This is a genomic window from Bacillus solimangrovi (genome assembly GCF_001742425.1).
Classification (GTDB): Bacteria; Bacillota; Bacilli; order Bacillales; family Bacillaceae_N; genus Bacillus_AV; species Bacillus_AV solimangrovi.
This window is the reverse complement of sequence record NZ_MJEH01000062.1, coordinates 43,103-68,634: the sequence shown is the minus strand read 5'-3', so window position 1 is coordinate 68,634 and position 25,532 is coordinate 43,103. Positions and strand designations below refer to the sequence as shown.

At 33.4% G+C, this 25,532-nt stretch carries 21 protein-coding genes; 3 read left to right on the top strand and 18 right to left on the bottom strand.

What is annotated here, in order from left to right; genetic code table 11:
* Positions 1-73: 73 nt before the first annotated feature.
* The 9 genes from BFG57_RS16595 to BFG57_RS16555 all read right to left on the bottom strand — a co-directional run bounded on the left by BFG57_RS16595 (position 74) and on the right by BFG57_RS16555 (position 12,552).
* On the bottom strand, positions 74-904 hold the full coding sequence (locus tag BFG57_RS16595) for a hypothetical protein (RefSeq protein ID WP_069718612.1): 831 nt from the start codon (positions 902-904) through the stop codon (positions 74-76).
* Between the two features lie 607 nt (positions 905-1,511).
* Positions 1,512-3,686: a sensor histidine kinase gene (locus BFG57_RS16590; RefSeq protein WP_069718611.1), complete on the bottom strand. Its 2,175-nt coding sequence runs from the start codon at positions 3,684-3,686 to the stop codon at positions 1,512-1,514.
* A 93-nt stretch (positions 3,687-3,779) separates the two neighbouring features.
* Positions 3,780-4,472 (bottom strand): response regulator transcription factor, encoded by a 693-nt coding sequence (locus tag BFG57_RS16585; protein ID WP_069718610.1) that lies wholly within the window; start codon positions 4,470-4,472, stop codon positions 3,780-3,782.
* 983 nt (positions 4,473-5,455) lie between these two features.
* Positions 5,456-5,737: a RyR domain-containing protein gene (locus BFG57_RS16580; RefSeq protein ID WP_139125176.1), complete on the bottom strand. Its 282-nt coding sequence runs from the start codon at positions 5,735-5,737 to the stop codon at positions 5,456-5,458.
* Positions 5,727-7,451 (bottom strand): NAD-binding protein, encoded by a 1,725-nt coding sequence (locus BFG57_RS16575; RefSeq protein ID WP_175428380.1) that lies wholly within the window; start codon positions 7,449-7,451, stop codon positions 5,727-5,729. Before BFG57_RS16575 ends, BFG57_RS16580 begins: the two co-directional genes overlap by 11 nt.
* Before the next feature lie 126 nt (positions 7,452-7,577).
* Positions 7,578-8,120, bottom strand: a complete 543-nt coding sequence (locus BFG57_RS16570; RefSeq protein WP_175428379.1) for an SH3 domain-containing protein — start codon at positions 8,118-8,120, stop codon at positions 7,578-7,580.
* A gap of 246 nt (positions 8,121-8,366) precedes the next feature.
* A complete protein-coding gene (locus BFG57_RS16565; RefSeq protein ID WP_069718606.1) occupies positions 8,367-9,233 on the bottom strand; it encodes an SPFH domain-containing protein in 867 nt (288 codons plus the stop codon).
* On the bottom strand, positions 9,224-11,551 hold the full coding sequence (locus BFG57_RS16560; RefSeq protein WP_069718605.1) for a toll/interleukin-1 receptor domain-containing protein: 2,328 nt from the start codon (positions 11,549-11,551) through the stop codon (positions 9,224-9,226). The genes BFG57_RS16565 and BFG57_RS16560 overlap by 10 nt, the downstream gene beginning before the upstream one ends.
* Before the next feature lie 131 nt (positions 11,552-11,682).
* Positions 11,683-12,552, bottom strand: a complete 870-nt coding sequence (locus tag BFG57_RS16555) for a zinc metalloprotease HtpX (RefSeq protein ID WP_069718604.1) — start codon at positions 12,550-12,552, stop codon at positions 11,683-11,685.
* 401 nt (positions 12,553-12,953) lie between these two features.
* Between BFG57_RS16555 and BFG57_RS16550 the strand changes: the two genes are divergently transcribed.
* Positions 12,954-13,673, top strand: coding sequence for a CBS domain-containing protein (locus tag BFG57_RS16550; RefSeq protein WP_069718603.1), 720 nt, complete (start codon positions 12,954-12,956; stop codon positions 13,671-13,673).
* 143 nt (positions 13,674-13,816) lie between these two features.
* Here BFG57_RS16550 and rlmD read toward each other — a convergent pair whose 3' ends face one another.
* From rlmD to BFG57_RS16530, 4 genes are all read right to left on the bottom strand, one after another.
* On the bottom strand, positions 13,817-15,193 hold the full coding sequence (gene rlmD, locus BFG57_RS16545) for a 23S rRNA (uracil(1939)-C(5))-methyltransferase RlmD (protein ID WP_069718602.1): 1,377 nt from the start codon (positions 15,191-15,193) through the stop codon (positions 13,817-13,819).
* A gap of 107 nt (positions 15,194-15,300) precedes the next feature.
* A complete protein-coding gene (gene pdaA / locus BFG57_RS16540) occupies positions 15,301-16,107 on the bottom strand; it encodes a delta-lactam-biosynthetic de-N-acetylase (RefSeq protein ID WP_069718601.1) in 807 nt (268 codons plus the stop codon).
* Positions 16,108-16,176: 69 nt separating this feature from the next.
* On the bottom strand, positions 16,177-16,641 hold the full coding sequence (locus BFG57_RS16535) for a GNAT family N-acetyltransferase (protein WP_069718600.1): 465 nt from the start codon (positions 16,639-16,641) through the stop codon (positions 16,177-16,179).
* A 135-nt stretch (positions 16,642-16,776) separates the two neighbouring features.
* Positions 16,777-18,318, bottom strand: coding sequence for a fumarate hydratase (locus tag BFG57_RS16530; protein WP_139125174.1), 1,542 nt, complete (start codon positions 18,316-18,318; stop codon positions 16,777-16,779).
* A 311-nt stretch (positions 18,319-18,629) separates the two neighbouring features.
* Between BFG57_RS16530 and yfkAB the strand changes: the two genes are divergently transcribed.
* Positions 18,630-19,754: a radical SAM/CxCxxxxC motif protein YfkAB gene (gene yfkAB / locus BFG57_RS16525; RefSeq protein WP_069718598.1), complete on the top strand. Its 1,125-nt coding sequence runs from the start codon at positions 18,630-18,632 to the stop codon at positions 19,752-19,754.
* Positions 19,755-19,859: 105 nt separating this feature from the next.
* Here yfkAB and BFG57_RS16520 read toward each other — a convergent pair whose 3' ends face one another.
* From BFG57_RS16520 to BFG57_RS16500, 5 genes are all read right to left on the bottom strand, one after another.
* Complete coding sequence (locus BFG57_RS16520; RefSeq protein ID WP_069718597.1) at positions 19,860-20,090, bottom strand: hypothetical protein; 231 nt, start codon at positions 20,088-20,090, stop codon at positions 19,860-19,862.
* A 274-nt stretch (positions 20,091-20,364) separates the two neighbouring features.
* Positions 20,365-21,123 carry a YfkD famly protein gene (locus tag BFG57_RS16515; RefSeq protein WP_083249319.1) on the bottom strand — a complete coding sequence of 253 codons (759 nt, stop codon included), beginning with the start codon at positions 21,121-21,123 and terminating at the stop codon, positions 20,365-20,367.
* A 129-nt stretch (positions 21,124-21,252) separates the two neighbouring features.
* On the bottom strand, positions 21,253-21,876 hold the full coding sequence (locus tag BFG57_RS16510; RefSeq protein ID WP_069718595.1) for a YczE/YyaS/YitT family protein: 624 nt from the start codon (positions 21,874-21,876) through the stop codon (positions 21,253-21,255).
* Positions 21,877-21,894: 18 nt separating this feature from the next.
* The gene (locus BFG57_RS16505) at positions 21,895-23,193 is read right to left on the bottom strand and encodes an MATE family efflux transporter (RefSeq protein ID WP_245676785.1); all 1,299 of its coding nucleotides are present in this window, start codon (positions 23,191-23,193) and stop codon (positions 21,895-21,897) included.
* Between the two features lie 362 nt (positions 23,194-23,555).
* The gene (locus tag BFG57_RS16500; RefSeq protein WP_069718593.1) at positions 23,556-23,954 is read right to left on the bottom strand and encodes an OsmC family protein; all 399 of its coding nucleotides are present in this window, start codon (positions 23,952-23,954) and stop codon (positions 23,556-23,558) included.
* Between the two features lie 164 nt (positions 23,955-24,118).
* Here BFG57_RS16500 and BFG57_RS16495 point away from each other — a divergent pair, with 164 nt between their 5' ends.
* Positions 24,119-25,303: an MFS transporter gene (locus tag BFG57_RS16495; RefSeq protein WP_069718592.1), complete on the top strand. Its 1,185-nt coding sequence runs from the start codon at positions 24,119-24,121 to the stop codon at positions 25,301-25,303.
* The last annotated feature ends 229 nt before the right edge of the window (positions 25,304-25,532 follow it).

Here is a 25,532-nt window from a genome sequence, read left to right as displayed (position 1 = left end):
ATGATTACGAAACTTCTATAATGATTAAGGAATGGCATTTAACAATGAAAAATCACTACTCATATATGATTGATTAACGACTAACAGAAGGTGAGTATACTTCTTTCCACCATCCATCTTCTTCTATTAACCAATTTGGATCATAAAGCATATCTTTCGATTCTTGCTCTAATCGATAGGTAGCATTAGTCTTAAGAAGCTCTTCTTTAATTTGTTCGATCGTTTTACCTTCTGTTTCAATGCGTGCGAAAATCGCATCACCTATAAGCCCCTCTGCTTCCTTCAATTGTTTCTTTGTTTTTCCCTCTATCTCAACAATTCCATATTCTTTAGAGAGGTATTCTCTACTTTCTTTTAGTGATTTATCTGCTATATAATGTCTGAACTCCTCCATATTCGTTTCTTCATATACTTGACTGAATGTTTTTCCTTCAGTATCAATAAGCTCTGCAAATTTATACATCATCGCCCATGGATCTACACGAACGGTAAGTGCTTCTGTTTTTCTAAACTCTTGTCTTTCTTTCTCTGAACCAGTAAGGTCATCATGCTCTAATAATGGATATAAGGACGGTTCGTCCACATATTTATTAAATAACTTTTCATCAATAACAACTGACTCGTCTATCGTGTACGCTGATAGTTCTACTTCACCGCCTTTATCACTCAATACCTCTATGCCGTAATACGCTTCTCCGAAAGTGAAATCTTCAAATAGAATTTTATCGAAGTCTGCTAATGTTTTTGCTCTTACCACTTTTTCTGCTAACTTAGATTCCTCAGTTGAACTTTCACTAGTGTTTTTTGCACTTACAGATGCTTCTGAGTTAATTGCAGCACAACCTCCTCCAATTACTACTGCTGATAACGATAATGCTAAAAGTATTTTTTTCGTATGTTTCATTTTCATAACGTCCTCTCTATGTGTTTTTTATTTTTATTTGAGTAATGTTATAAAGTAATAGGTTTGGACACTAAGTCTTTTATTTTAACACTTAATAGATACAACTATTTTTAAATCACAATATAAACGTCAGTAATCTCCAAATTCATTCAACAAGCTGTTAGTGAAAGAAAACTCCCCTTTAAAGGGAATATCACCTTATCTAATACCAATGATACAAACTATTTCTTAACTTTCAGCTCACATAAAAATGAAGATTTTCTTAAGATACCCTTCATTTCTTCTGACAATCACTAGATTATTCATTTTTATAAAACAATAAACGCTATTCCTCCTAATAATGTAGAAGAAATAGCGTTTGTCATTACCAAGTCAATTGTTAAACTATACGAATTAATGTTGATAAAGTGAAACTTCCATCTGTGGAGGTATTCCTTCATCCTCCACTGGTAGTTAGTTGAACCATTCAGGTAATTACTGACGCTTGTTACCACAAGGGTATGACTAAGGCCCTCTCCCACTTAAGTTTCTTTGATTTTTCCACGTTTTGAAGTGGGAGTCTTAATATCAGTTGAAACGTGATAAATCGATAATAGCTACACCTTTATTACAATGCTTCGATTTGAACCGTTACCTTAAATAAGTCTCCGTCTAACTCAACTCGCATCGCACCACCATGTAAGTCAACAATCGATTGGACAATTGCAAGCCCTAATCCTGAACCTTCTGTATGTCGTGATGTATCTGCACGTTTAAACCGCTCAACAAGTTCATCAATATTTTCACCAAGCTCATATTTCGTGACATTTTTAATGATGAACTCAGCAAGACCATTTTCTTGTTTTAACGTTACATACACTCTTGTATTATCGAGTGAATATTTCATTGCATTCGTAATTAGGTTATCTAATACGCGCCACATTTTTTGCCCATCCACATTAGCAATAACTGGTTTATCAGGTGTTGTTACTCTGAACTCAAGTCCAGATTGTTCGATTTGTTCTTGATGCTCACCAATTACTTGTTGTGCCAATTGAGTCAAATCGACCTTTTGTTTTTGAAGCTCCAAGTTTCCACTAGCCATTTTTGAAACTTCAAATAAATCCTCAATTAGTGTCTTCAATATATTTGATTTCCTTTCCAAGATATCTACATACTCTTTTCTCTCTTCTTCTGATAGATCTTGATTTTTTAGCAAATCAGTATAAGTGATAATTGAAGTAAGTGGTGTTCTTAAATCATGACTAACATTTGTAATCAACTCTGTTTTTAATCGTTCACTCTTCGCTTGCTCTGTTAATGATGTTCTTATTCCTGTTCTAAGTTTATTCACATGTTTTGCATGTTGAGAGAGTACCGATCTCCCTCTCTCAGGAATTGGCTCATGTGATACTCCATTAGCAACCTTTTCTGTCGCAATCAATATTTTATTCAAATATCCTGTTTTACTTAACATTAGAATAACGGCTGGTATACCGATAAAGATCGAACTTATAATATAGAGTAGAGGTAACGCACTACTATTCCCATACCCTATAGTAAGAACTGTTCCTACTCCCCAGAAAAACACAATTGCTAGCGTAACCAACACTTGAATACCAACAGAAGTTTTAGAAAAAATACTCGTAAATGAATCAATTCGGTTAGCAATAAATCCACGTTTTAATTTACCTATTACATCAGGGTCACGCTTCATGTCATCTAGTAGCCACACGCATTTGGAAATAAGCAACCACACTAAGAAAGTAGTAATACCTAAATTAAACAAATCGGAAATAAAGACTCTCTGAGAATTTGCATATGAGTAATAATACATATAGTTTGTTAAAGAATTGACAAAGACATTAGTAACCATAAAAGTAAATAAAACTAACAAAAGCTGTAAGTCAAACGGTAATGCTTCATACCGCTTTCTTAAAGAAGACTCTTGAAACCATGATTTTTGAAACTTGAATAAAAAGACGACTACTAAGAGCGAAATAATGCCTATAGCCATTGTAATAAACGTTAATGTTTTGTGTTTATAAAAAGCTTTGTAATCCATCAAATCTGCAACTGCTGTCTTAGGTAAAATAATCTGTCCATAGAAAGTACTCGAAGATGTTTCACTTATTATCTCTTGTACTTCTTTACTGTACGCATCCATGCTTGAAGGAACTTCTAAGTACTTTGTTCCTTCACTATATGTTTTTGAAAATGCTGCTTTCTCTGAAACATCACCTTGTGTATAAGTTTTTCCTGTCTCAACATTCGTAAGCTTGTAAGCATAGTCACCATAATTTGATTGAAAGCTTGCCTTACTATTTTTTATGTCAGTAATATATATGTCAATTTCCTTTTCTTTCTCCGCTTTGATTTTTCCAGCAACGTAACTGTCATCCTCAAACTTTTTTTGTATATCAACAATTTTTGTATCTCTTTCTTTTATATATACATTTTTAATCATTTCATCATCTGATGCTTCTGCATCAGCTATACGCTGATTATACTGTGATTGAATTCTATCTATTTGCTCACTTAAACTACCGTCTCTATATCGATATTCTTCTATTTGCTCTTGTGATACAGTAATGTTCCCTTTTAACTTCTCTGCATCTAATTCAGTAAGCATAATTGGTCCTAATTGACGCAAAAAATCATCATATCTGTTCTGAAAATTCTCATCTTCAAAATAATCCGATCCGATAAAACGTGGACCTTGTTCAATTGTTATAAATGCTGAAACAAAAACAACAGTAACTAATAAACACCAGCTATATACTTTCCAAAAATTTTTCTTCACTGTATGATTCTCCTCACTTATCTATCAGTCATATTATTAAGAATAATAATTACTGAGAAAACACTTTTCTGTATATGATTTCTATTCAATAAATTATTTTTCAATTTTATACCCAATGCCCCATACAACTTTTAAGTATCGTGGATTTTTCGGATCTGTTTCTATTTTTTCACGTATTTTACGAATATGGACTGCTACGATATTTTCTGCATTGTAAGCTTGTTCATTCCAAACACGTTCATAGATATCACTTATCGAAAACACACGACCTGCGTTAAGAAGTAATAACTCAAAAATTTTGTACTCGGTTGGTGTAAGCTTAACTGGTTTCCCATCGACCTTAACTTCTTTAGAATCTTGATTAAGCTCTAAACCATCCACATGTGCTACTTCTTGCTTTTCAAGCATTGTTCCTAGTTGTACATAACGACGCATTTGTGATTTTACACGTGCGATCAATTCCATTGGATGAAAAGGTTTTGTAACATAATCATCTGCCCCGACTGACAAACCATGAATTTTATCAGTCTCTTCTACTTTTGCACTTAACATAATGATTGGAATGTTATACTGATTTCGAATTTTAAATGTCGCTTCGATCCCATCCATCTTTGGCATCATAATATCAAGGATGATTAAATGAACTTTATGATTCTCAAGTCGTTCAATTGCTTCAACTCCATTTGCTGCTTTTAAAACTTGATAACCTTCATTCTTTAAATAAATTTCAATCCCGTCTCTAATTTCCTTATCATCATCGGTAACTAATATCGTATATTCGCTCATCGTTCCACCTCTTTGATTACTAGCTTGATTTTATTGTACTTGTAAATTCTTAACTTTTCCGATAGATAAAAATGAAGATTTTCTTAAGAAGTTCATCTTTTTATTGTTCATATTTCATTAACCTTAAATCATTTGATACAATTTCGATAATTCCAAATTATGTATTTGATAATAATTGTACTTCATTCTTTAATTTGGTTAAAGTTGCTTCTTTCATACAGAAAAACGCATTCTAGTTACTACAAAAGTTTAAGACGTAAAAAGGCTCACCAATTATAAAATGGTAAGCTACTGTTAACTATTCTATATTCGACACTTTTACTATTATTTATGATAACTGCATCTCATTACGTTCAACTAATGAATCATATACCATTAGACCAGTACTATCCTCAGCTCATTTGACTACTTATCTACTTAATGGTAGATTATTTTTTTTGATATTAATACTACTTTGCAAAAAATATTAGATGATGGGCTTCACCTTATACAGAAACAAGGCTACTTATTAGCACAGATTTAAAATAATTAAATCCTTACAATAGAATATACTAAAATTTTCATCTTTCTTCATTGTGATTTTTTGATTTAACATCATAAAACTATAACAACGCTGACTTACTTTAGCCTTGAAATCGCATCACCAAGTTGAAGTAAGTTAATAGCAATATTCGAGAAAGCTTTGTACTGTGCTACCTTTACATCACTAGGTGGCCCCTGCTAATTATTGCTGTTTGTCTACGGACAATGGGCTAGAATAAAGGTGTGTCAAAAATGGTATATAATTTACCTTTTGAACACACCTTTTATTATCATAAAATATAAATGAATCAACAATTCAATACCTTGAAATTTTTAAAATTAGTTCAATAAAAATTGACTAATTAGTAATTGCAAATCCAATTTCCCTCTGATATTTCCTATGTAAAATAACTCAGTTAATCGAGGCTTAATATTATATATTTTCACCTAATACATACCTTTTATCTCTCAAATTTAAAACCCATATTTATAAGAACTTTTATAGTTTCAGTTGCTGTAATACGATCATATTGTTTCTCCGATTCCTCAAGTTCATGATATGGTTTTAAACATGGATGCTTCTTCAAAAGGTCATTCCGTTCTACACCGTATGTCCAACCCTCTCTGATTCTATTATCTGCCCATCGCTCATGGACATTTTCAGCAATAACTTCTATAACTTCTTCTATATCATCTGGTAGTATTGTTAAAGATGTATCAATTGGTAATGGCTTATATGTCATCAAATTTCCCTTCTTTTGCATTCATAGGTTTAACAATTTTATCCCCTGCTGCCTCAACAATCTTAAAAATTCTTTGTACACTATGTCGATCTAGCTCTTTATAATTAACTTGATTTCCCTTAATCTCAGATCGAACTTGAGACACTTCATCTAAATCATTCCAGGTCGTTAAACAATAATGTTTTTTATTTTCATGATCTATTTCTTCATGAGGAGGAATTTGTGTATAACCATTAATGTGATGAAAAGCATTCCACCGATTATGCTCTGTTATGGCAAGTCTTTCTAGTTTATTTACTAACATACTATTAAACTCTTGGAGATTAATAGTTGTATACATTTTTTCACTCACTTCACCTGTACTTACCTGTCTTAAACCAAGATAACTCAGTTTTGCATCAATATGATCTGCTTGAGCACGGTTAGATGATTTGATAAATGCTGTTAAGTTGTTCCATGGTTGTCCATTTTCATTTTTTTTGAGGTAAAGATCATGTATAGCTTTTGCAAGTCGGTCTTGCTTTTCATTAATAATAGTCCCAACATTAGAAATGTCATCTGTATTTCCAAATCGAAAGAGATTATGAAATTTTTTATTATGGTTATCAATCCAACGGGCAAAAGTAGAATCCCTAATCATTTTTATTCCTGTTGGCACTGTTTTCAACTCTGTCATAAAATTCAAAGCTGCCTTTAAGCTTAATTCATCATCGTTTAAACAAATAGCAATGTAGCTGTATTGATTCTCACTCGTCTTAATTTGTCTAATATGTTCTTTAAATTCTTTTGTTCGAATATCATAAGATAAAAATTGGATGTCACATACCTTGTTAATTAGTGGATATCTTAAATAGAACCAAGATGATAAAGTTTCAGCATCACTATCAATAACTGTCACCCTTAAAGGCCTTTCACTTGGAAAATGAGCGATCTTAGCTGCCTGAAGTAATATATTCTCTCCTATCCTACCAAAACCAACAATGAGTAAATGAGCATTTTCCTTATCCATATCAATATTTTCATATAAAGGTTTTTTAAAGAATAACTGTTTAGCACTATTTTCATAAATATTTAACAGTTTTAAATCAAAATGAGCCTTACTCACCTCTTTTTCTATTTCTTGAATTACATCTTCTAATTGTTTATCTACAAAATGGACAATTGTCTTTATAGGAGAATCCAATTTTTTATTTAATAGATATTCATCAAGTTCCATTAGTGCATCTAAATTTTGGGAATCACTCATGGTATAAATGATAATATTCCTACTTCGTTCAACACACATCTTCTTGTATAATGCTTGATCCGTTATATCTCCACATAACACTTTCACACCGTTTAATTTAAGTGTTTGAATTTTAGAATCGTCATTATTCTCAGTAAGTAATAGAACTTTCTTACGTTGTTTTAATAAATCTAATGCAAGGCTAACAGAATAATCATTTAAACCAATAATCGTAATGAAGGAACTATGATGTGTTATAAAATAAAAATTGATCCTTTCAAACATACTAAATAAAATAATATGGACAATGGATGACACAACTATAAAAAAAGCTAGCCATTTGGTTACGATCAAATACAATGGGGGAGCTGGATATACAGGAATATCAAAGTTAATAAAAAACATTCGAACCGAATTATATGCTGCTTCATCAATAGAATATCCATATGTTACTTTAAAACCAAATACACCTATTACAAAAGTTAACATAGCTAGTAGTATTGTAAATAACGCCCACTTGCCATGAGAAATCTCTGATATATATATTTCTAACGGATTTCTTTTTTCTTGTTTAATATCGCTATGTCTACTCATTCACAATAACTCCCAAGCTTCTCATTTCTTTATTACATCTACAATGTTACTACTAATCCATCCGTAATGCCCCTTCTTATATTCCACTTTATACCAAACAATTCCTTTCGACTGACCAGTCGCCTTTTCACCAGTAAAAGGAATTTGTTGTTTAGGCTCAATTTCATAGATTTTAGAAGAATTATAATCTGGATTATTACGAATAACACCGCCTCCATTTTCTTTTGACAATTCTACAAGTAAATTCGTTTCAAAAACACTTTCATCATTATCCATTGGAAGATTACTTACGTAAGATTCACCCAATATAGGACTCATTAAATATTTTTGTTCATACTTTATAATTGCATTAGCCGCATCACTTTCTGGCATAGAATACATCATAATAGGAATGCCAAAAATAAATAAAGCTGAAATAAACTTTAGCCTTTTTTTCATATTTATCGGCATATCCCATGATAAACGTCTAATCTTCAGAATTAATTTCAATATATTAGAAATAAATTCTTCTATTTTTTCAAACCCTGTTGAAGCCACACCACCATTTTGGCGCTTTTTTTTCATAATCAAAAAAATTAGCCTATAGATCACACTAATACCTATAAAATAAAATAAGTTATATAGTAATACAGTGACTAGTCTTAAAGTCACTTTCACTCCCAATAATAATATTTGAACTACTAAAATTAACCCAATAGTTAATAATAAATATCGTATGAATACTGGCATTTGGTAGAGAAATTGAAATATTTTATAAATACTCTCCATCATAATCAATCAATCCCTTAATTAAGTTTAAGCATAATGATTTCATTCTAAAACATCTTCTTCCTCTTCTTCTTGAAGAGTAGATTTTAAATTTAACCTATTACTATCAGCTTTTGAAGTGCCACTTAGGTGATTTCTACTAAGTAAATTTCCTCCTTGATTAAAATAGTGATTTATTAATTTCCGCTTGTCATTTGGATTAATATTGGGATCGGCTTCGATTTCGCTTAGAATAACTTTCCTCTCTCTTATACTTTTCACACTTATACTCTCTAACTTTTCCATAATATCTAAAGCTTCATTGTAAGAATAGTTAGCCAACAAAATATCCTTTAAAGAGTGTTCTTCATGAATTTTCTTAGATTGAGTAATATCATCACTTTTTTCAAGATTTTTTCTTGCTCTCTCCCCAAGCTTTACGTTCCCATGAACATCAGTAAGTTTTAAGCCGAACTGCCTAAACACTTGAATAACATCTAAATTATTATTCAAATTACGGATTTCTTCGGACAAAATCTGTTTTTCTTCTATTGAATATTTACAAACTAAACCATCAAGAATGTAAAAAATTTTCTCTTCTAATGCAATTTGTGGGTTATCATATTCTTGTACAATAAGCACTGGATCTTCTACTCTATAATCAAATAAAATTGACAGATTAAAAGTATAGATTTCTTCCGAAGAAACAAACTCTTTATCAATTTTCAGTTCTTTTTTTTTCATATCAACTTCATAATATGTGTGATATTTTCCAAAACGGTGTTCACTTTTATGCATTCTATCACCATCTTTTAATACCAAATTATTTCCTTGTTTATCAATATACACAAGAGCAATTTCTTTTGAAGATGATGGTACTGATGCAAAAAGGTTAAACTTTACTTCTTCTTTGTTAAGAATTAAGCCCATGACATATCCCCCTCCTCTTTCGAGATTAATCTAATTAATGGTAAAATGGGCTCGTTAAAGCCCGAATGTTGATTACGTTTTATAAACTTTTCAATCTCATATTCATTACATTCTGTAATTATTGATCGAATTAAATTTCGATAACTCTTGTGACATTTTTTATTTTTACTAGCTACTATTAACCATGAATCTAAAAGCATCTGAGCACCATTAACAGTTCTACTATTGTTAAGTGACCATGCTAAGACTGGTTCAAAAAGCCTCTTCCTAAGATCTTTATTTCTAATAAAGTATTCAATTATTTCATCATCTTGTTTAGTAAAAATACTGAAAAGCAGATTGTAAAAAACAATTCTTGGTCCAATTTCTTCTTGAATTTCTTTATACCACTTTTCTAAAAAGACAATAAAATATGTACGATAATTTGAATCAACAACTCCGTAACTTAATAGGTTGCTAAAGCTCCTTATCGTCCTTCCTCTAATCTCTTTTCGGTTATTAATAAATATCATTTTCAAATTTTTCAATGCTATTGGATATGTATATGCCCCAATAATTCCCCCGTAAGCAACACTAGTTACCCATTGATATTGTGAGTGGTTAGTGATTTTAGTCCAAGAGTTTAAGAGGTTAGATATCCATTTCATAGTAGTTTGATCTTCTGATAGGCTATTTAATACCTGAATTGCAGTTAGACGGTACCTATAATCATTATTCAAAACCCAAGGTTGTAGAACTTTATCTTGTATAAAAATAAAATCTTGTCTAGCTAAGTGTACAATTACACTAATTAATTGTTTCTTTTCTGTTTTTTTTGAATTAACTACGGCTTCATTTAGCCATTGAATTATAGAATTGTGATACTGAGGATAGTGATTCCATAAGTATTCTAAAATTTTTTCAGAATAAGATAATTTCGAAAAACGAATGTATCTTTCAGGAAAACTACCTATTAATGTTCCCTTGGAACTCATATAAGTTTCAGCTTTCAACTTTTTCAAACGCTGTTCCCTTGACAAATAAATATAATCTGTTTTTGATTCCATTACACCTATCTCTGATTGGATATACTTTTTTAAACCAAAAGAAACTTCTTCAAATAATTTATATGGCACGTCTCTCAATGCTACTAATGTGAACAATTGAGAAAAATAATCCATGCTCATATTTTCTTCAATTAAAATCTTGGTTTGATTTTCTATATTTTTTGATAAAGAATCCTTGATCTCTTCCATATTTTCCGACAAACTCTCTTCAATTAAAACCTTTGCTAATAGGTGACTATCCCCAGGATTAAATAACTCTTCAATTTCACTAATATTTAATTTTTGTAGCTTTTCAAGTGCCTTATTATGATTAGGGTGTTGAGGATATAGATGATGAATATGTTTCTCTATTATACGCTTTGTATTAATTGGCTTTGATAATTCATATATGTATTCTTTATCGTATGAAGGTTGTTGAATGGTTGTAAAAATTATAAAACTACCGACTTCTTCTAATTTATTTTGTAAAGGTTCTATGAGATTTTGATGACTGAGTTGATCAATAAAACCTGCCTCACAATATTCAAGTAAATATCCTGAATTTTCCTTAAAATGAATTTGTAATATTTCTACCAAATTTATTAGATGTAATTTAAATATTTTATTAACTTTAATTTTCTGTAATATATGAATTCCTGCAGTGGATTTTCCTGTTTGTTCTTGATTATATAAAACTAGTACTCTATGATTTTGTAATGTTTCTTGAAGTTCTAAATAATTAGGATTCGGTTCATATACACTTTCAATAAAGTCTAATTTAGTTTTCTCCATCGGAGAAAATAGAAAGTCGGCTCCATTTACCTTGTGACTCTCTAATTTGAACTCTGGGATTTTGGAAGAAGTAATTGTTACATTATCTTCTAACTCTAATTGTTCACAGATTTTATCCACAATTTGTTGCCAGTCTTCTTCAGTTAAGTGCACGCCATTAAACATCTGAGCAGTTTCTAAAAAATATCGAAAATCTTTTGGCCATTCAGAATTATCATGTGCTAGATCCTCAATTAATAAAGGTATAATAAGCATATCTCTTCGATAAGCTAAGCTAATTTCTGTTGCTACATGACGTGATTCAAAAGCTTTTCTAGAAATAAGAATGATAAAAACCTTACAAGATGCAATCTGCTCTATAATCTCGACAGCATAATTCTCCCCAGGTCCTATATTTCTCTTTGCATACCAACATTTCAATTCATAACTCTCTAATCTATTTACAAGTTCTAGCATCTGCTTTGTATCAGCAGAGCTGTAACTAATAAAAATATTCCCCAAGAGTTCACTCCTCCTATAACAATTAGGTATCATTAGCTACTTTTATTGCTCTCTTTTTCATAAGTAAAGTAAAAACTTGTACTGTACTCATTTTAGACAAAGACAAGCTTAGTAAAAATCAAAAATATGTTCTAAAGACTCTCTACCATGTCAGATGATGTTTCTACTAATTCTTGTAATTTAGCAATACGTAAGTCAGGGTCTGGATGACTTGAAGCAAGGTTTGCCCATAATCCCTTAGTATCTATTTCATATTCATTAAAACTATCTAATACATCGATTAATTGATGGCCGTAACCTACTTTGTAAGCAAATTCATCTGCTAAATATTCATTTTGCCTACTAGAGTGCATAACTAACGCAGTACCTAATTTTGTCCATAACCACATCATTCCAACTAAGATCATATCGACAAAAAATGCAATAACAAATGAGCCCAAACCTCTACTTGCTCCACCAGCAAAAGATGCAATAACTAGGAAAAAGAAACGGTAAAGAATAAACAAAATTGATAAAATTAAATTCCCAACTGTAACTACAAGTATTAAATCCGTGTCTTTATTTGACAGATGACCAAACTCATGAGCTAAAGTTGCTTTAATCTCTTCATCTTCATATTCTAAAAAACCCTTAGTTAAACAGATGGTTTTTCTACCTGTAGCAAATGCATTTGGTGATTTATCATTGGAAATAAACAACTTTACATCATCAGATATTGTTGGATCCATTTTCTTGGCTTTTTCATAAACCTCGTCAAATAGTGGTTTTAATCGAGCAATGTGATCTTTTCTAGCTAGCGGTTTACAACCTGTCTGTAACCTTAAAATCCATTCTCCAATCGGTGAGAGTGCCATTGCTAAAGATATAATATAGAGCGTTAATCCAAGTAAAATATCACCAAATATTCCAATTACAAGGATTGTGTTTAGAATAAGATAAACTGCGATACCAATATTGCTCTTATGTTTAAGCCTCGCTACGAAATCTACGATATAGATCATAATACTTTATCTCCTTTTAACATTTTATGAAAATTGAACCAGTCCTAAATTATCATAATTCTGACTTTTTTGTCGTCGAAATTTGTCGAATTTAAATATTGTTTTTTAATAGTTGAAATTTTTTTTGTTAAATTAAAGAAATATACTGAAAAAGCGTTATCGTTTTTCACTTATAATTCCATAACCTAAAATTATATTCACTACAACTTCAAGTGCTTCACCCAAAACCTAATATCTTATTCATACAAAGTCTTATCAAGAACCTTAGAAGTTAGCTTTTGAATTTTTAATATTTTCACTGTTATCAAACAACTATTTGTATTTAAATTATATTTACACTTTTTCAAAATCATAGGATAATATTTAGAGAATAAAACTAGAATACAAGGGGTAAAATCACCATGATAAAAAATGAAACTAAACTTTCTGAGCGTTTTGAAGTGGCCTATAATAAAATAGATACTGTTTTAAAGAAATCTGTCATCAACTCTGACAAAAGTTACACCGCCCTTGTTAGAAAGGGCGCAAAACACCATCAACTTATTGAAACTTATTATGATGAGTTGATTCAATATGGAAAATTAAGAAATGCAATTGTTCATGGAAAAAAAGAAGTAGGTGAGTACATCGCTGAGCCTCACTTAGAAGTAGTAGAAAAAATTGAAACAATTGCTACTATTTTCACACAGCCAAATTACGCTCTAACAATAGCAACAAAAGATGTAATTCTATTTGATTACGAGGATACTGTTGTATCAGTGATCAGAGCTATTAAACAGCACAATTATTCCCAATATCCAGTTTATAAAGATAAAAAATGTATTGGATTACTAACAACAGGTGACATTGTAAAGTGGATGGCAAATTATACAGTAAACAATATTGTAGATTTAGCAGATATTAAAGTAAAAGATATTCTAATAAATTTAGAAAATCTCCCTATAAAGTTTGTAGAAAAATCAATTAATATCTTTGAAGTAGAAGAAATTTTTGAGAATGTACATAAAGAAAAGAAAGACTTAGAAGCAATAATTGTAACAGAAAATGGAAGAATAAATGAAAGACCACTAGGTTTAATTACAGCGTGGGATTTAATTGAAATTGATTATACAACTGAATAAGTTACAATTTCAATGCTGTCAACAGAAAAAAACTGATTATAACATTGACCACAGGTGATTTTTTATTCAACAGAAACTTATACTTTTTATAAATAGTAATATTTAAAAAGCCCAATCCTTTTAATGGCATTGAGCTTTTTAGTCTATTTTAATTCAATTTTAGAAATCACTTCAACATGACTCGTCTGCGGAAACATATCAACAGGTTGCATGTATTTCACTTTATAATTCCCACTTAACGTTTGAATATCTTTTGCTAGCGTTGATGGGTTACAGGACACATAGACGATTTTCTTCGGTTTCACTTTTAACAGTGTATTAAGTAGCTTATTATCACAGCCAGTACGTGGTGGATCGACGATGACAACATCAGGACGCCAGCCTTCTTTCGTCCATTTCGGAAGAAGTTGTTCGGCCTTACCTACATAATAATTAGCATGTGTAACGGCAAATTTGTCAGCATTCTTCTTTGCATCTTTAATCGATTCTTCAATAATATCCATACCGCGTAACTCTGCTGCTTCATTTGCAACCCATAACCCTATCGTACCAACACCACAATAAGCATCTACAACTTTTTCTTTGCCTGTTAATTTGGCTGCTTTTTTCACTTCATCATAGAGTTTAACTGTTTGTACAGGATTTAATTGGAAAAAGGCACGCGCTGATAATTCGAAAGACAAGTCGCCTAACGTTTCTTGGATGACTTCCTCTCCTGCTAGATGAAGTGTATCTTCACCAAAAATCAATGATGTTCTCTTTCCATTAATATTTTGCATAATAGACGTAAGGTTTGGAACTCGTTTTTGAATCTCTTCAATTAATAATTCTTTCTTTGGAATCTTCTCTTTCACTGTCACAAGGACGAGCTGTGTTTCGCCTGTAGCAATGGCGGTACGTACAACAATTGTGCGAATGCCACCGCTATGATCTCGCTCATCATAGATTGGTATATTTAATTCTTGTAGCACGTCTTTAACAACTTGTGTTACTTCGTTTGTTTTCTCATGTTGAACCATACATTGCGAAAGATCCACAATTTTATGAGAGTTCGGTTGATAAAGTCCAGCAAGTACTTTCCCTTTTTCCTTAGTCGTTTGCAATTGACTTTTGTTACGGTAATACCAAGGATCATCCATCCCAATCGTCTCTCGAATGTCAATCTTATCTAACCGTAATTTCGTATGACGCTCCATCGCTTGGATAACGTGATCACGTTTTTCTTCTAGCTGTTGTGGATAAGCGAGGTGCTGTAATTGGCATCCACCACACTTATGATAAATCGGACAAGGTGGTTGAATGCGGTGCGGTGATTTCTCACGAATTTTTTTCATGGATGCTTGAACGAATTTATTTTGTACTTTTTCTACTCGAGCAACAACTACTTCTCCTGGTAGTGCACCTGGCACAAACACAACTTGGCGTTTGAAGAACCCTACACCTTCACCGTTAATACCCAGTCGTTTTATCGTTAACGGGAACTCTTGTCCCTCTTGTATTGTAACTTGTTTGTTATTCATATGAATTTCTCCAGTAAAATAAATTTGGCAGTCAAATGACTGCCACTACGTTCATTATAGTACAGGGAATGAATAAAGGGAAATTGCCTTCTAAATGAGGTTAACTATTATAAGTTATAAAACGGTGCTGGAAGAAGCTTATCGAACATATAGTCATTTAAGCTCTTGAATTCATAACCTTTCGCACGTAAATCATCGATTGCCTTACCTAGAGCGTCAGCATTATCCTTTGAAACTGAATGAAGCAACATAACTGCCCCTGGATGTATTTGCCTCATTATATTATCGTACGCATACTTCCATCCCTTTTGTTGATCAGTCTTCCAATCAACAAATGCCAATGACCAAAATACGTTCACATAACCTAGCTGTTCAGATAATGCTAAAGTTCGTTCACTAAATACGCCACGTGGAGCACGCAAATATGTCATCGACTTCTGTGAAGTAAGTTCTGCAACTGCCTTTTCAACAGACTGCAATTCTTCCTTTAGCTTCTGATCTGATACTGTCGTTAAATCAGGATGATGCCATGAATGATTACCAACGATATGTCCTTCATTCACCATCCTCTTTACAAGCTCAGGTTGATCCTTCACATAGTGACCTGTAATAAAAAATGTTGCGGGTACTTTTTTCTCCTTTAATATATCAAGAACTTGTTCTGAATAGCCGTTTTCGTAACCATTATCGAACGTAAGATAGATCTCTTTTTTCGAAGTATCTCCAATATAAAAGCTGCTGTAGCTCTCAAGCATCTTATCAAACTTTTCTCCAGCTGATGCACCTTCTTCATTCCTACTCTTCTTAAAGCCCCAATTATACCGTGTATTGTCATAAGCATATGAAGTCTGTGGAAGTGAGATGCTTACGATTAGCGTGACAACGAGCAACAGTAAAAAATATAATTTCTTCATTGCAAACAGTCTCCTTTTAGAACGTGTCTAATATTTTCTATTAGTTTGCAACGATTGTTAAAAATCATGCTATGAGAGATGCTTTTCCATTTTATAATTTATTAAATAGATGCCTTGCTTTTCTACTTTTTGTTCATTTACTACTCGATAACCGGATCTTTCAAAAAAAGGTTTAGCAGTGATACTTGCATCTGTTGTAATACGTTTAATCCCATTCTCCTTCACTTTAGACTCAAGCTTTTGGACTAACTTAGATGCTATCCCTAGACTTTGAAAATTTTTATGAACGAATAATCGATTTAAATACCCATCTATTGTCATATCGGAAAAACCAACGATTTGAGTGTCTATAACAGCAACATACGTTATATTTTCTAAAAAAGGCTGTTCCCATTCCGTTAATTGAGGCATATTTGGTGCCCACACATTGAGTTGCTCTTCCGTATAATCTTGTGCGTTAACAGAATGGACAGTATCCCAAAAAAGCTTATATATTTCTTCTGCATCAGTTGATTGATATTTCCTCAGTTTCATCACATCACCCCATTATTAATGAATGGAATTCTTCATCCCCACTCATTATTCGTTAGCAATCACTGATGATTTCAGTAATAGTATTATCGCAAAGAAAACCCTTGAAACATGTTGTCTCAAGGGTTGTTGAATCATTTATTTAAAAACTGGCTCTTTGAAGTTTTCAAGCTTTTCAAGCGATGTCTTCTCAACATCTTCATGCAAGCTATTTCCGTGTGAGTCCATTGTCACTACAGCTTTGAACTCATTTACTTTCAAGTGCCACATTGCTTCTGGAATACCAAATTCCATTAAGTCAACACCTTCTACACCTTCAATACAATCAGCATAGTACTGTGCTGCTCCACCAATTGCATTTAAGTATACACCGCCATGCTCTTGTAACGCCTTTAACGTCTTCTTACCCATACCACCTTTACCAATAACAGCACGGATACCAAATTTCTTCATAATATCGCCTTGGTACGGCTCTTCACGAATACTTGTTGTTGGTCCTGCTGCTTTCACTTCCCAATTACCCTCTTTATCCTTAAGCATAACTGGACCGCAGTGATAAATAACTTGTCCATCCAAATCAATTGGCGCATCGTTATCCATAAGGTGCTTATGGATTGCGTCACGACCTGTATGCAGTGCACCATTAATCTTCACAACGTCGCCAACTTTTAATTCACGTATTTGTGCTTCAGTTATCGGTGCTTCAAGTACGACTTCACGTGATTCATTTGACTCTGCTGCTGCAACCTCTTTTGCTGCTTCTTGTGCAAAATCAACATCATCACCTTCTTGATAATACCAATCGATAATTTCGCCTGTTTCAGCGTTCATTTTCACACCTTGACGACGGAAAGCCCAACAATTATAAGCAACAGATACATAAAATGAAGCAGGAATACGATGCATAACACCGATTTTACAGCCTAGTAATGTCGTTTCTCCACCAAATCCCATTGTTCCAATTCCAAGCGTATTGGCATTATCCATCACATATTCTTCGAGCTTACGCAAGTCTTCATTCTCATTCACGTCATCATTATTGCGGAACAACTGCTGCTTCGCCAAATCATAACCGGAACTACGATCCCCTCCGATTCCAACACCGATAAAACCAGCACTACAGCCTTGTCCTTGTGCTTGATATACCGAATGCATGATACATTTACGGATTCCATCTAGGTCTCGCCCTGCACGTCCTAGTCCTTCAAGTTCAGCAGGAAGACTGTATTGAATATTTTTATTCTCACAGCCACCACCTTTTAAGATCAAACGTACATCAACGTAATCTTCTTCCCATTGTTCATATTTCACAACAGGAATTCCAGCACCAAGGTTATTTCCACTATTTTCACCTGTAATTGAGTCAACAGAGTTTGGACGTAGCTTCCCATCCTTTGTTGCTTGCTCAATTGCAGCATGAATGGCATTTGTAATTTTCAATTGGTTAACGCCAACTGGTGTTTTCACCTTGAAAGTTGGTAAACCCGTATCTTGACAGATCGGTGATACATTCTCTTCAGCCATCATAATATTATTTGTAATTGTATCAAGAGACATCGCAGAACGTGTGCCAGCATTCTCATTCAATTTCGCCTTCGCAACTGCACGTCGCACGTCTTTTGGTAATTTTGTTGATGTGTCGACAACTAATTCGTATAAACTTTCTTGAAGTTTCTCCATTCTCATTCCCCTTTCATTCACTTAAAATCGTAAACTCATTAACTCTCTCTCCACGAAAAATCTCCCCTATATTATACGCCTTGTCTAAATTTTAAGAAAGAGAAATGAAAGCGGACACATATAGAAAAGATTGTTTTTTTATTGATAATATACATGTTTTCTGCATTAATGGATAGTAGAACCTAAACTAAGAAGGATATAACGGGAATAGAAGACCTATGAGAATAATAAAACAACATCACTCTAAAACCTTCTTTTCGATTGTTTACCATATCCTCTAGCTGAGTTTTATATAATGAAGGAGTTTTAACATGAATACACTGAAACAGCTTAATCCTATTTCCCCATCTAATGATCCGTGGGAAGCTTACGATGATATTGAACACAACGGACAGTTCATGCTTTCAAATGTGGAATTTACGACGACAACTCTGTGTAATATGCGTTGTGATCACTGTGCGGTAGGTTACACGTTACAACCAAAAGATCCTAATGCTCTTCCAATTGATATGCTATTGCAACGTTTAGAAGAAGCACCTAACTTACGTGCATTAAGTATTACTGGTGGAGAACCAATGTTATCAATGTCATCTGTAAAAAACTATGTTGTACCATTATTAAAATACGCTCATGAACGAGGTATTCGTACACAGATCAACTCAAACTTAACATTGGATCCAAAGCGGTACGAATTAATTACACCTTACTTAGATGTCCTACATATTTCACATAACTGGGGAACATTAGAGGACTTTCACACATATGGATTTGCAAACATGAAGCGCAAACCTACACTCGAGCAAAGTGCCAAACTGTATGAACAAATGATTGAAAATAGTAAAATTCTTGCTAAGGAAGGTGTCTTCGTATCAGCAGAAACGATGTTAAATCAACGAACACTTCCACATTTAGAAAAGATTCATAACGAAATTATTGAAATGGGTTGTTCACGACATGAGGTACACCCAATGTATCCAGTCGATTTTGCTGATAACTTGCCTGTTCTATCATTAGAAAAGATTCGCACTAGCATCCATCACCTTCTCGACATTCGTGACAAATCATTATGGATGTTATTTGGTACACTACCATTCTATCCGTGTAGTAACAATGAAGAAGATTTGGCGCTACAGAAACGGTTATACAATGAGGAAAATGTAACAGTTCGTAATGATCCTGATGGCCGTAGCCGTTTGAATATAAGCATTTTCACTGGAGACATTACTGTAACTGATTTTGGTGATATTCCACCACTCGGTAATATTAAATATAACTCGATACAAGAAGCTTTCGATACATGGTTAAATACGAAAGTAGCTCGTGAACTATTATGTCACTGTCCTTCTGCAAAATGCCTTGGACCTAATATTCTTGTGAAGCATGCCTATTATCCTAATGAAGATTTCACGCAAAACATAGCTCAGATTAGCAGGTAACCAAGCAATCTAGAGTGTCAAAAAATAATAAGGAAAAGTTCCCTATCAGTGAGCAATTACCTTCCTCACTGATAGGTTTTTATTAATAATTATTTTCTCTGCCTGTTAATTTCCAACTAATCCTTGTATTAACATGACTATTAAAGAAATAAATATGGCAATGCTTAAGAATCCATACGCTCTTTGTTTTTTATTGAACTGGATAATTCCTGTTACTAACATTATGAGTGCAAGAATTAACAACGTGTACGGTAATACATAATAATTCCCAGTAAATAAGCTGTATCCAGATAATATAACCATTGCAATTAATAAGAAGAATCTTAACTGTCTCATCCGATGTGCCCTCCACTTATGATGCGTGTTTAAAAAGGGGAATAAACAGAGAAACGATTGACCTATACTCGAAATTATCGTTTGACTGACTCATTCTACGTAATCCATCACTTTTCAACACTCTCTTAATCAAATCTGCTTTTCGTATAACATTATAACAGGTTCTTTATTGTAAAATAATCTTAAACCAACATTATATACTACTGATTATTTAAAATCATTTAAAAACCACATGTACACTTTTACTAGAAAAAGCCCATGTGGTTCATTTTTTTTATTGTGGCATATCAGTTGTGATAAATTTGAACGATAAACGATCTTGAACTGGAATCCAAGCACCGATTCCTTGTTGGGTTACGTTCTTGACAACAAGTCGCTTCTTATTACCTCGAAGCTCTAAATATACTTCACCGAAAGTAATTTTCCCCTTTTCATTTACAGCTGGTGCATATGCGCTTAGATAGCCAACTTTCTTAGGAGCAGTATTATATACTTGCTCTTTTTTCGTATTTTGACCGATCATCGTATTAAATGAAAGTGGAAGCCCTGTCTTTTCCATCGCTTTTAAGAGCATCATCTTCTTCACATCTTCTGATTTAGACACCTTCATCGTTAAATCACCTTGAATATTTCTTTCTTCTTCTTGGCGATAATGAATTTTATATGGTTGTGTCCCACCACGATTATCATATTTATTTACATTCGCGAGTTTGTACTCCCAATTCGTATTCGTTTCAGTGGAATCATAACTTAACGGCCACTGCCCTAAATAAATGGTAGCCTTATAACCAATAGCTAGAGGTGTCGTTGAAACATTTGATTCATTTAACAATCGTATCAAATCTGGATTTTCTACTTTTACATCAGTCGTTTCTAACAACTCTTTCGTTAACTCACTCGGTTGTAAATATGGTAAGTCTTGCGTTGGATTTGGATAAGTATTTTCTTTAGAAATATCAATTACTGAGTCAGGAATATTCACTTTCTTCTGTTGATTATTTTTCTCTGCCCCAACGATTGAACTAAATAACATGAAGCTAACAAATAACAAACATATGAATAAAGTTGTGTGAATTCGTCTCAATTGTCTTCCTCCTCACAAGTCACTTATCCATAGTTTTACGAAAATGCCCTTATTTATCCGATTTTCCCTCATCCAATTTCAGGCAAGTATTTGAGTACGCATACGTTGTAGCAGTGACTTGAGAATTGGATTAAAGAATCCAATGATCGGACCGATCAGAATTGTTATGACAATGGTTCCAATTCCAATTGGACCATTAAATATGTATGCTAATACAAGCGCAGCAACTTCCGCGATCGTTTTCGTTACAGTTATACTAAGGTTAAAACGTACATGTAATACAACCATCAAGTGATCAATTGGATTAATTGGAAATTCAGATTGTAAATATAACGCAACTCCAAAAGCAAGAAAGAAAAGCGCAAATCCAAACACCGCAATACGAGCGACTAAATCATTCGGATTCCAAGACGCCAATGCATTAATCAACCAGAAATCAATCGCTATTCCAATCAAAATAATGGTCGCAATTGCAGTGAACATCGGTCGTTCCTTAGCGATCCAAGCATTTAAAAAGATAAGGATAAAACCAATAATAAATACCCATGTCCCTACTGTGAATCCGACTGTTTTTGATAAACCAACATTTAATGCATCCCAAGCCCCCGCGCCTAAGTCTGCTTTAATAATCAAACTAACACTAAAAGATAAAATGATAATTCCTAGAATATATATACCAAACCTTAACAACCAATCCCTCATTTGATAACCCCTATCTCATTATGATTTATCTTCAAACACCTTCATTTCATCCCATTTCCCGAACCGGTAGTATATGAAAGCAATTATACTACTTATAATTAAGCTAATTCCCATTCCAAGTGGAATTCCTTTCTCTCCAAAGAAAGATGACATCACACTTGCTAATGGATAACGTAAAATCCAAAATGAAATAATATTTAAGATTAGAATTTGAAACATCGCACCAGAAGCACGTACGACACCATTTAGAACAAAGTTCACTCCAAGAAATGGGTAAAAATAAGCTATCGTTTTCATATACATCGTTCCAAATTGGATTGTTTGTTGATCAGATGTAAACAGCCCTATTAAATATTCCCCCGTGAAAAAGACAAACGTACTAATTGCAACCATAATTAACAATATAAAAAATACACCAATACGTGCGATTTCATGTACTCGTTTCCATTCTTTAGCACCGATATTTTGACCTGCCATGCTGTTAACAGCTGATCCAAGTGTCATTGCTGGAAGAACAATTAAGCTATCAATTCTTTGCGCCGCTCCAAAACCAGCTACTGCGTCTTCTCCAAATCGAGTAATAACACTCATAATCGCCATCATTCCACCAGAGATAGCCATCATTTGTAAACCTGATGGAATTCCTAGTTTAAAAATTGTCTTAACATACTTCCTTGAAGGTAAGTGTGGACGTGTAAACGGAGCTCGATCTGTTTTTAAGATAAAGATGAGACCATATAAAAATGCCCCTCCTTGCGAAACAATTGTTGCTAGTGCAGCTCCAATAATTCCCCAATCAAAAACTGCAATAAATAAAGGATCAAGTATCGTGTTCAAAACAACAGCTACAATAACAAACCGTATCGGTGTCTTACTGTCTCCAAGTGCCCTTAATACAGTTCCAATAAAGTTGTATCCAAATAAAAAAACAATTCCTAGAAAATTAACTCGTAAGTAGTTTGACGCAAGCGGTAAAATATTCTCAGGTGTCCCAAGCAAAGAAAGAATCGGTCCACTAATAACTACCCCTAAAAGACCAAATGCAATCGCCAAAAATGTTAACACGATAACAAATGCATTTAACGACTCTGATAAACCCTCTGCATCCTTTCGACCTTTTTGCTGGGACAATACTGTTAAGGATGCACTATTTATCCCAATGATGAAAGATAAGACAGTGAAAATAATTGTGGATGAAACTGAAATCGCTCCTAGCGCATTTGCTCCAATTAGATTTCCCACCCATATGCTATCAATAAATTGATAAGATGTCTGTAAGATATTTGTCAAAAAAATAGGTCCTGAAAAAAGGAGCATCTTACTTAAAATGCTTCCAGTTGTAAAATCATTACCACTACTTCGATTCACTAACATACTCCTTTCAAGCCATTGTTTTAACTACATGTCAACTGAAGTTAAGGTCTCGAACACCAAACTCTAGAAAATTAACGAAATTAAAGTGAAAGAGGACCTTAGTTATACCCTTTTGTAGTATAAACGTAAGTAATTTCTAATTGGTTCAACTAACCTACAGGGGACCTCTGTTAGAAGTTTCACTTTATATGTATGAATAATCGAAGACTTATCATACCATAATTGAACGAAATCACGCTGTAACGTATTTACTTGCATCATCTTGTGAATTATAAAAAACCCCGTCATTTCTGACGGAGTTCTCTTTATATACTTAAACGAATGATTTCGAAATTTTCCTCAATTTCAATGCTATCTTTTACTGATTGAACCATCGGGCAATGCTTTCGCGCTAACTCAACAGCCTTTTCAACAACATCTTCAGTTATACCAGTGCCTTTAATTACGAAATGAATATTAATTTTTTCGATTCGGTTTGCCTCGTCAGGGTTTCTCGTTGCTTGTGCAGTTACTTTCATATCTTGTACATCTAAACGTTTCTTCTTAAGAACATTTTTGAGCACACTTGCAGAACAAACCGCTATTGATGACACCATAAGTTGACCTGGTCGGAAGCCAAAATCGTCATTACCAGAAATATGAATCTCACCATACGGTAATTCACCTAGAAATCCTTCATCTTTCATTTGAAAATTGAGTTCCATCTTCATCACTCCAATTTATTTTCTAATTAATATCGTTAAAATTGTATCGTTTTTCCTCATATGGTGCAAAATTTCAGCTTGCCTCTCCTATTAATTACTAGTACGATTTAAAAGCATACATTCTTAATTATGATGTACATCATATATGAAATAGAGGGATATCAATGAACGGAAAACTTCAACGCCGCTTCTGGCTGCTTGTCAGTGCTGTTGCATTATCAGGTTTCTCACAAGGAATGCTCCTACCTTTAATTGCAATTATTTTTGAACAAAGTGGCATTTCTTCAACTGTAAATGGCATGCATGCAGCTGGATTATATATAGGCCTCTTAATCGCTTCTCCTTTTATGGAGAAACCTTTACAAAAGTTTGGATTTAAACCAATGATCCTTACTGGAGGTATATTAGTTATTACTTCACTAGCTCTTTTTCCAATCTGGAAAGCACTTTGGTTTTGGTTCGTGCTTCGCTTAGTCATTGGAATTGGAGATCATATGTTACACTTTGGAACACAAACATGGATCACATCTTTCTCACCCGTCCATAAGCGGGGAAGAAACATAGCGATTTATGGATTATTTTTCAGTCTCGGCTTTTCAATTGGTCCATTAATGACAAGGCTCGTTACAATTAATGAAGCACTACCATTTCTACTGTCAGCAGGATTAAGCTTTATCATTTGGGCTTTACTGTTAACGTTGCGAAATGAACTGCCTGAAAATAATGATACACAACCATCATTCTTTCAATCATTCAAACGATTTCATCAAGCTTGGAAAATTGCTTGGTTTGCATTCCTTTTACCTTTTGGATATGGATTTTTAGAATCAACTTTACACGGCAACTTCCCTGTTTACGCTTTACGAATAGGAATTACCGTTGAACAACTTTCTATTCTATTACCTGCTTTTGCTGTTGGAACAATCATTCTTCAAATCCCACTAGGCACACTAAGCGATAAATATGGTAGAAGGAAAATTATTACGATCATCCTATTTGGTGGTGTCCTAACATTTATCTGTGCAAGCTTATTGGAAGATAGCTTTATTGGTTTGTTCATCTGTTTTATAACAGCTGGTATGTTAGTTGGGTCAACCTTTTCACTCGGTCTTAGTTATATGACAGACCTTCTTCCTAAACATCTATTACCGGCTGGAAATATACTTTGTGGCATTTGTTTCAGTCTCGGTAGTATCGTTGGACCTTTAATTGGCGGTATCGTTATACAATTGTTTGACCAAGGAAGTTTCTTTTATATTATTTCCTCAATGCTCTTTATTATTTGGATTTGTGTCTTTTTTGCTAAAGAGCGTTCATCAACACTTAATTGTCAATCTAATGCTTCTTAAAGCACTGTCATCTGATAGTGCTTTTTTGATATATCTGAGCTTGGTATCTTCTACTTCATTCATACACCTAGCATTGTAACGGGACAATACACTTATTCGAACCCAACGATATAACAACTTTACTTAATATGTCTAAGTTGTGAAAAATGACGCCTAATTTATAATTTTCTGAAATTAACCATTGACCATTGTTTGAATACTGTTATATAATACAAATAACAAATTAACA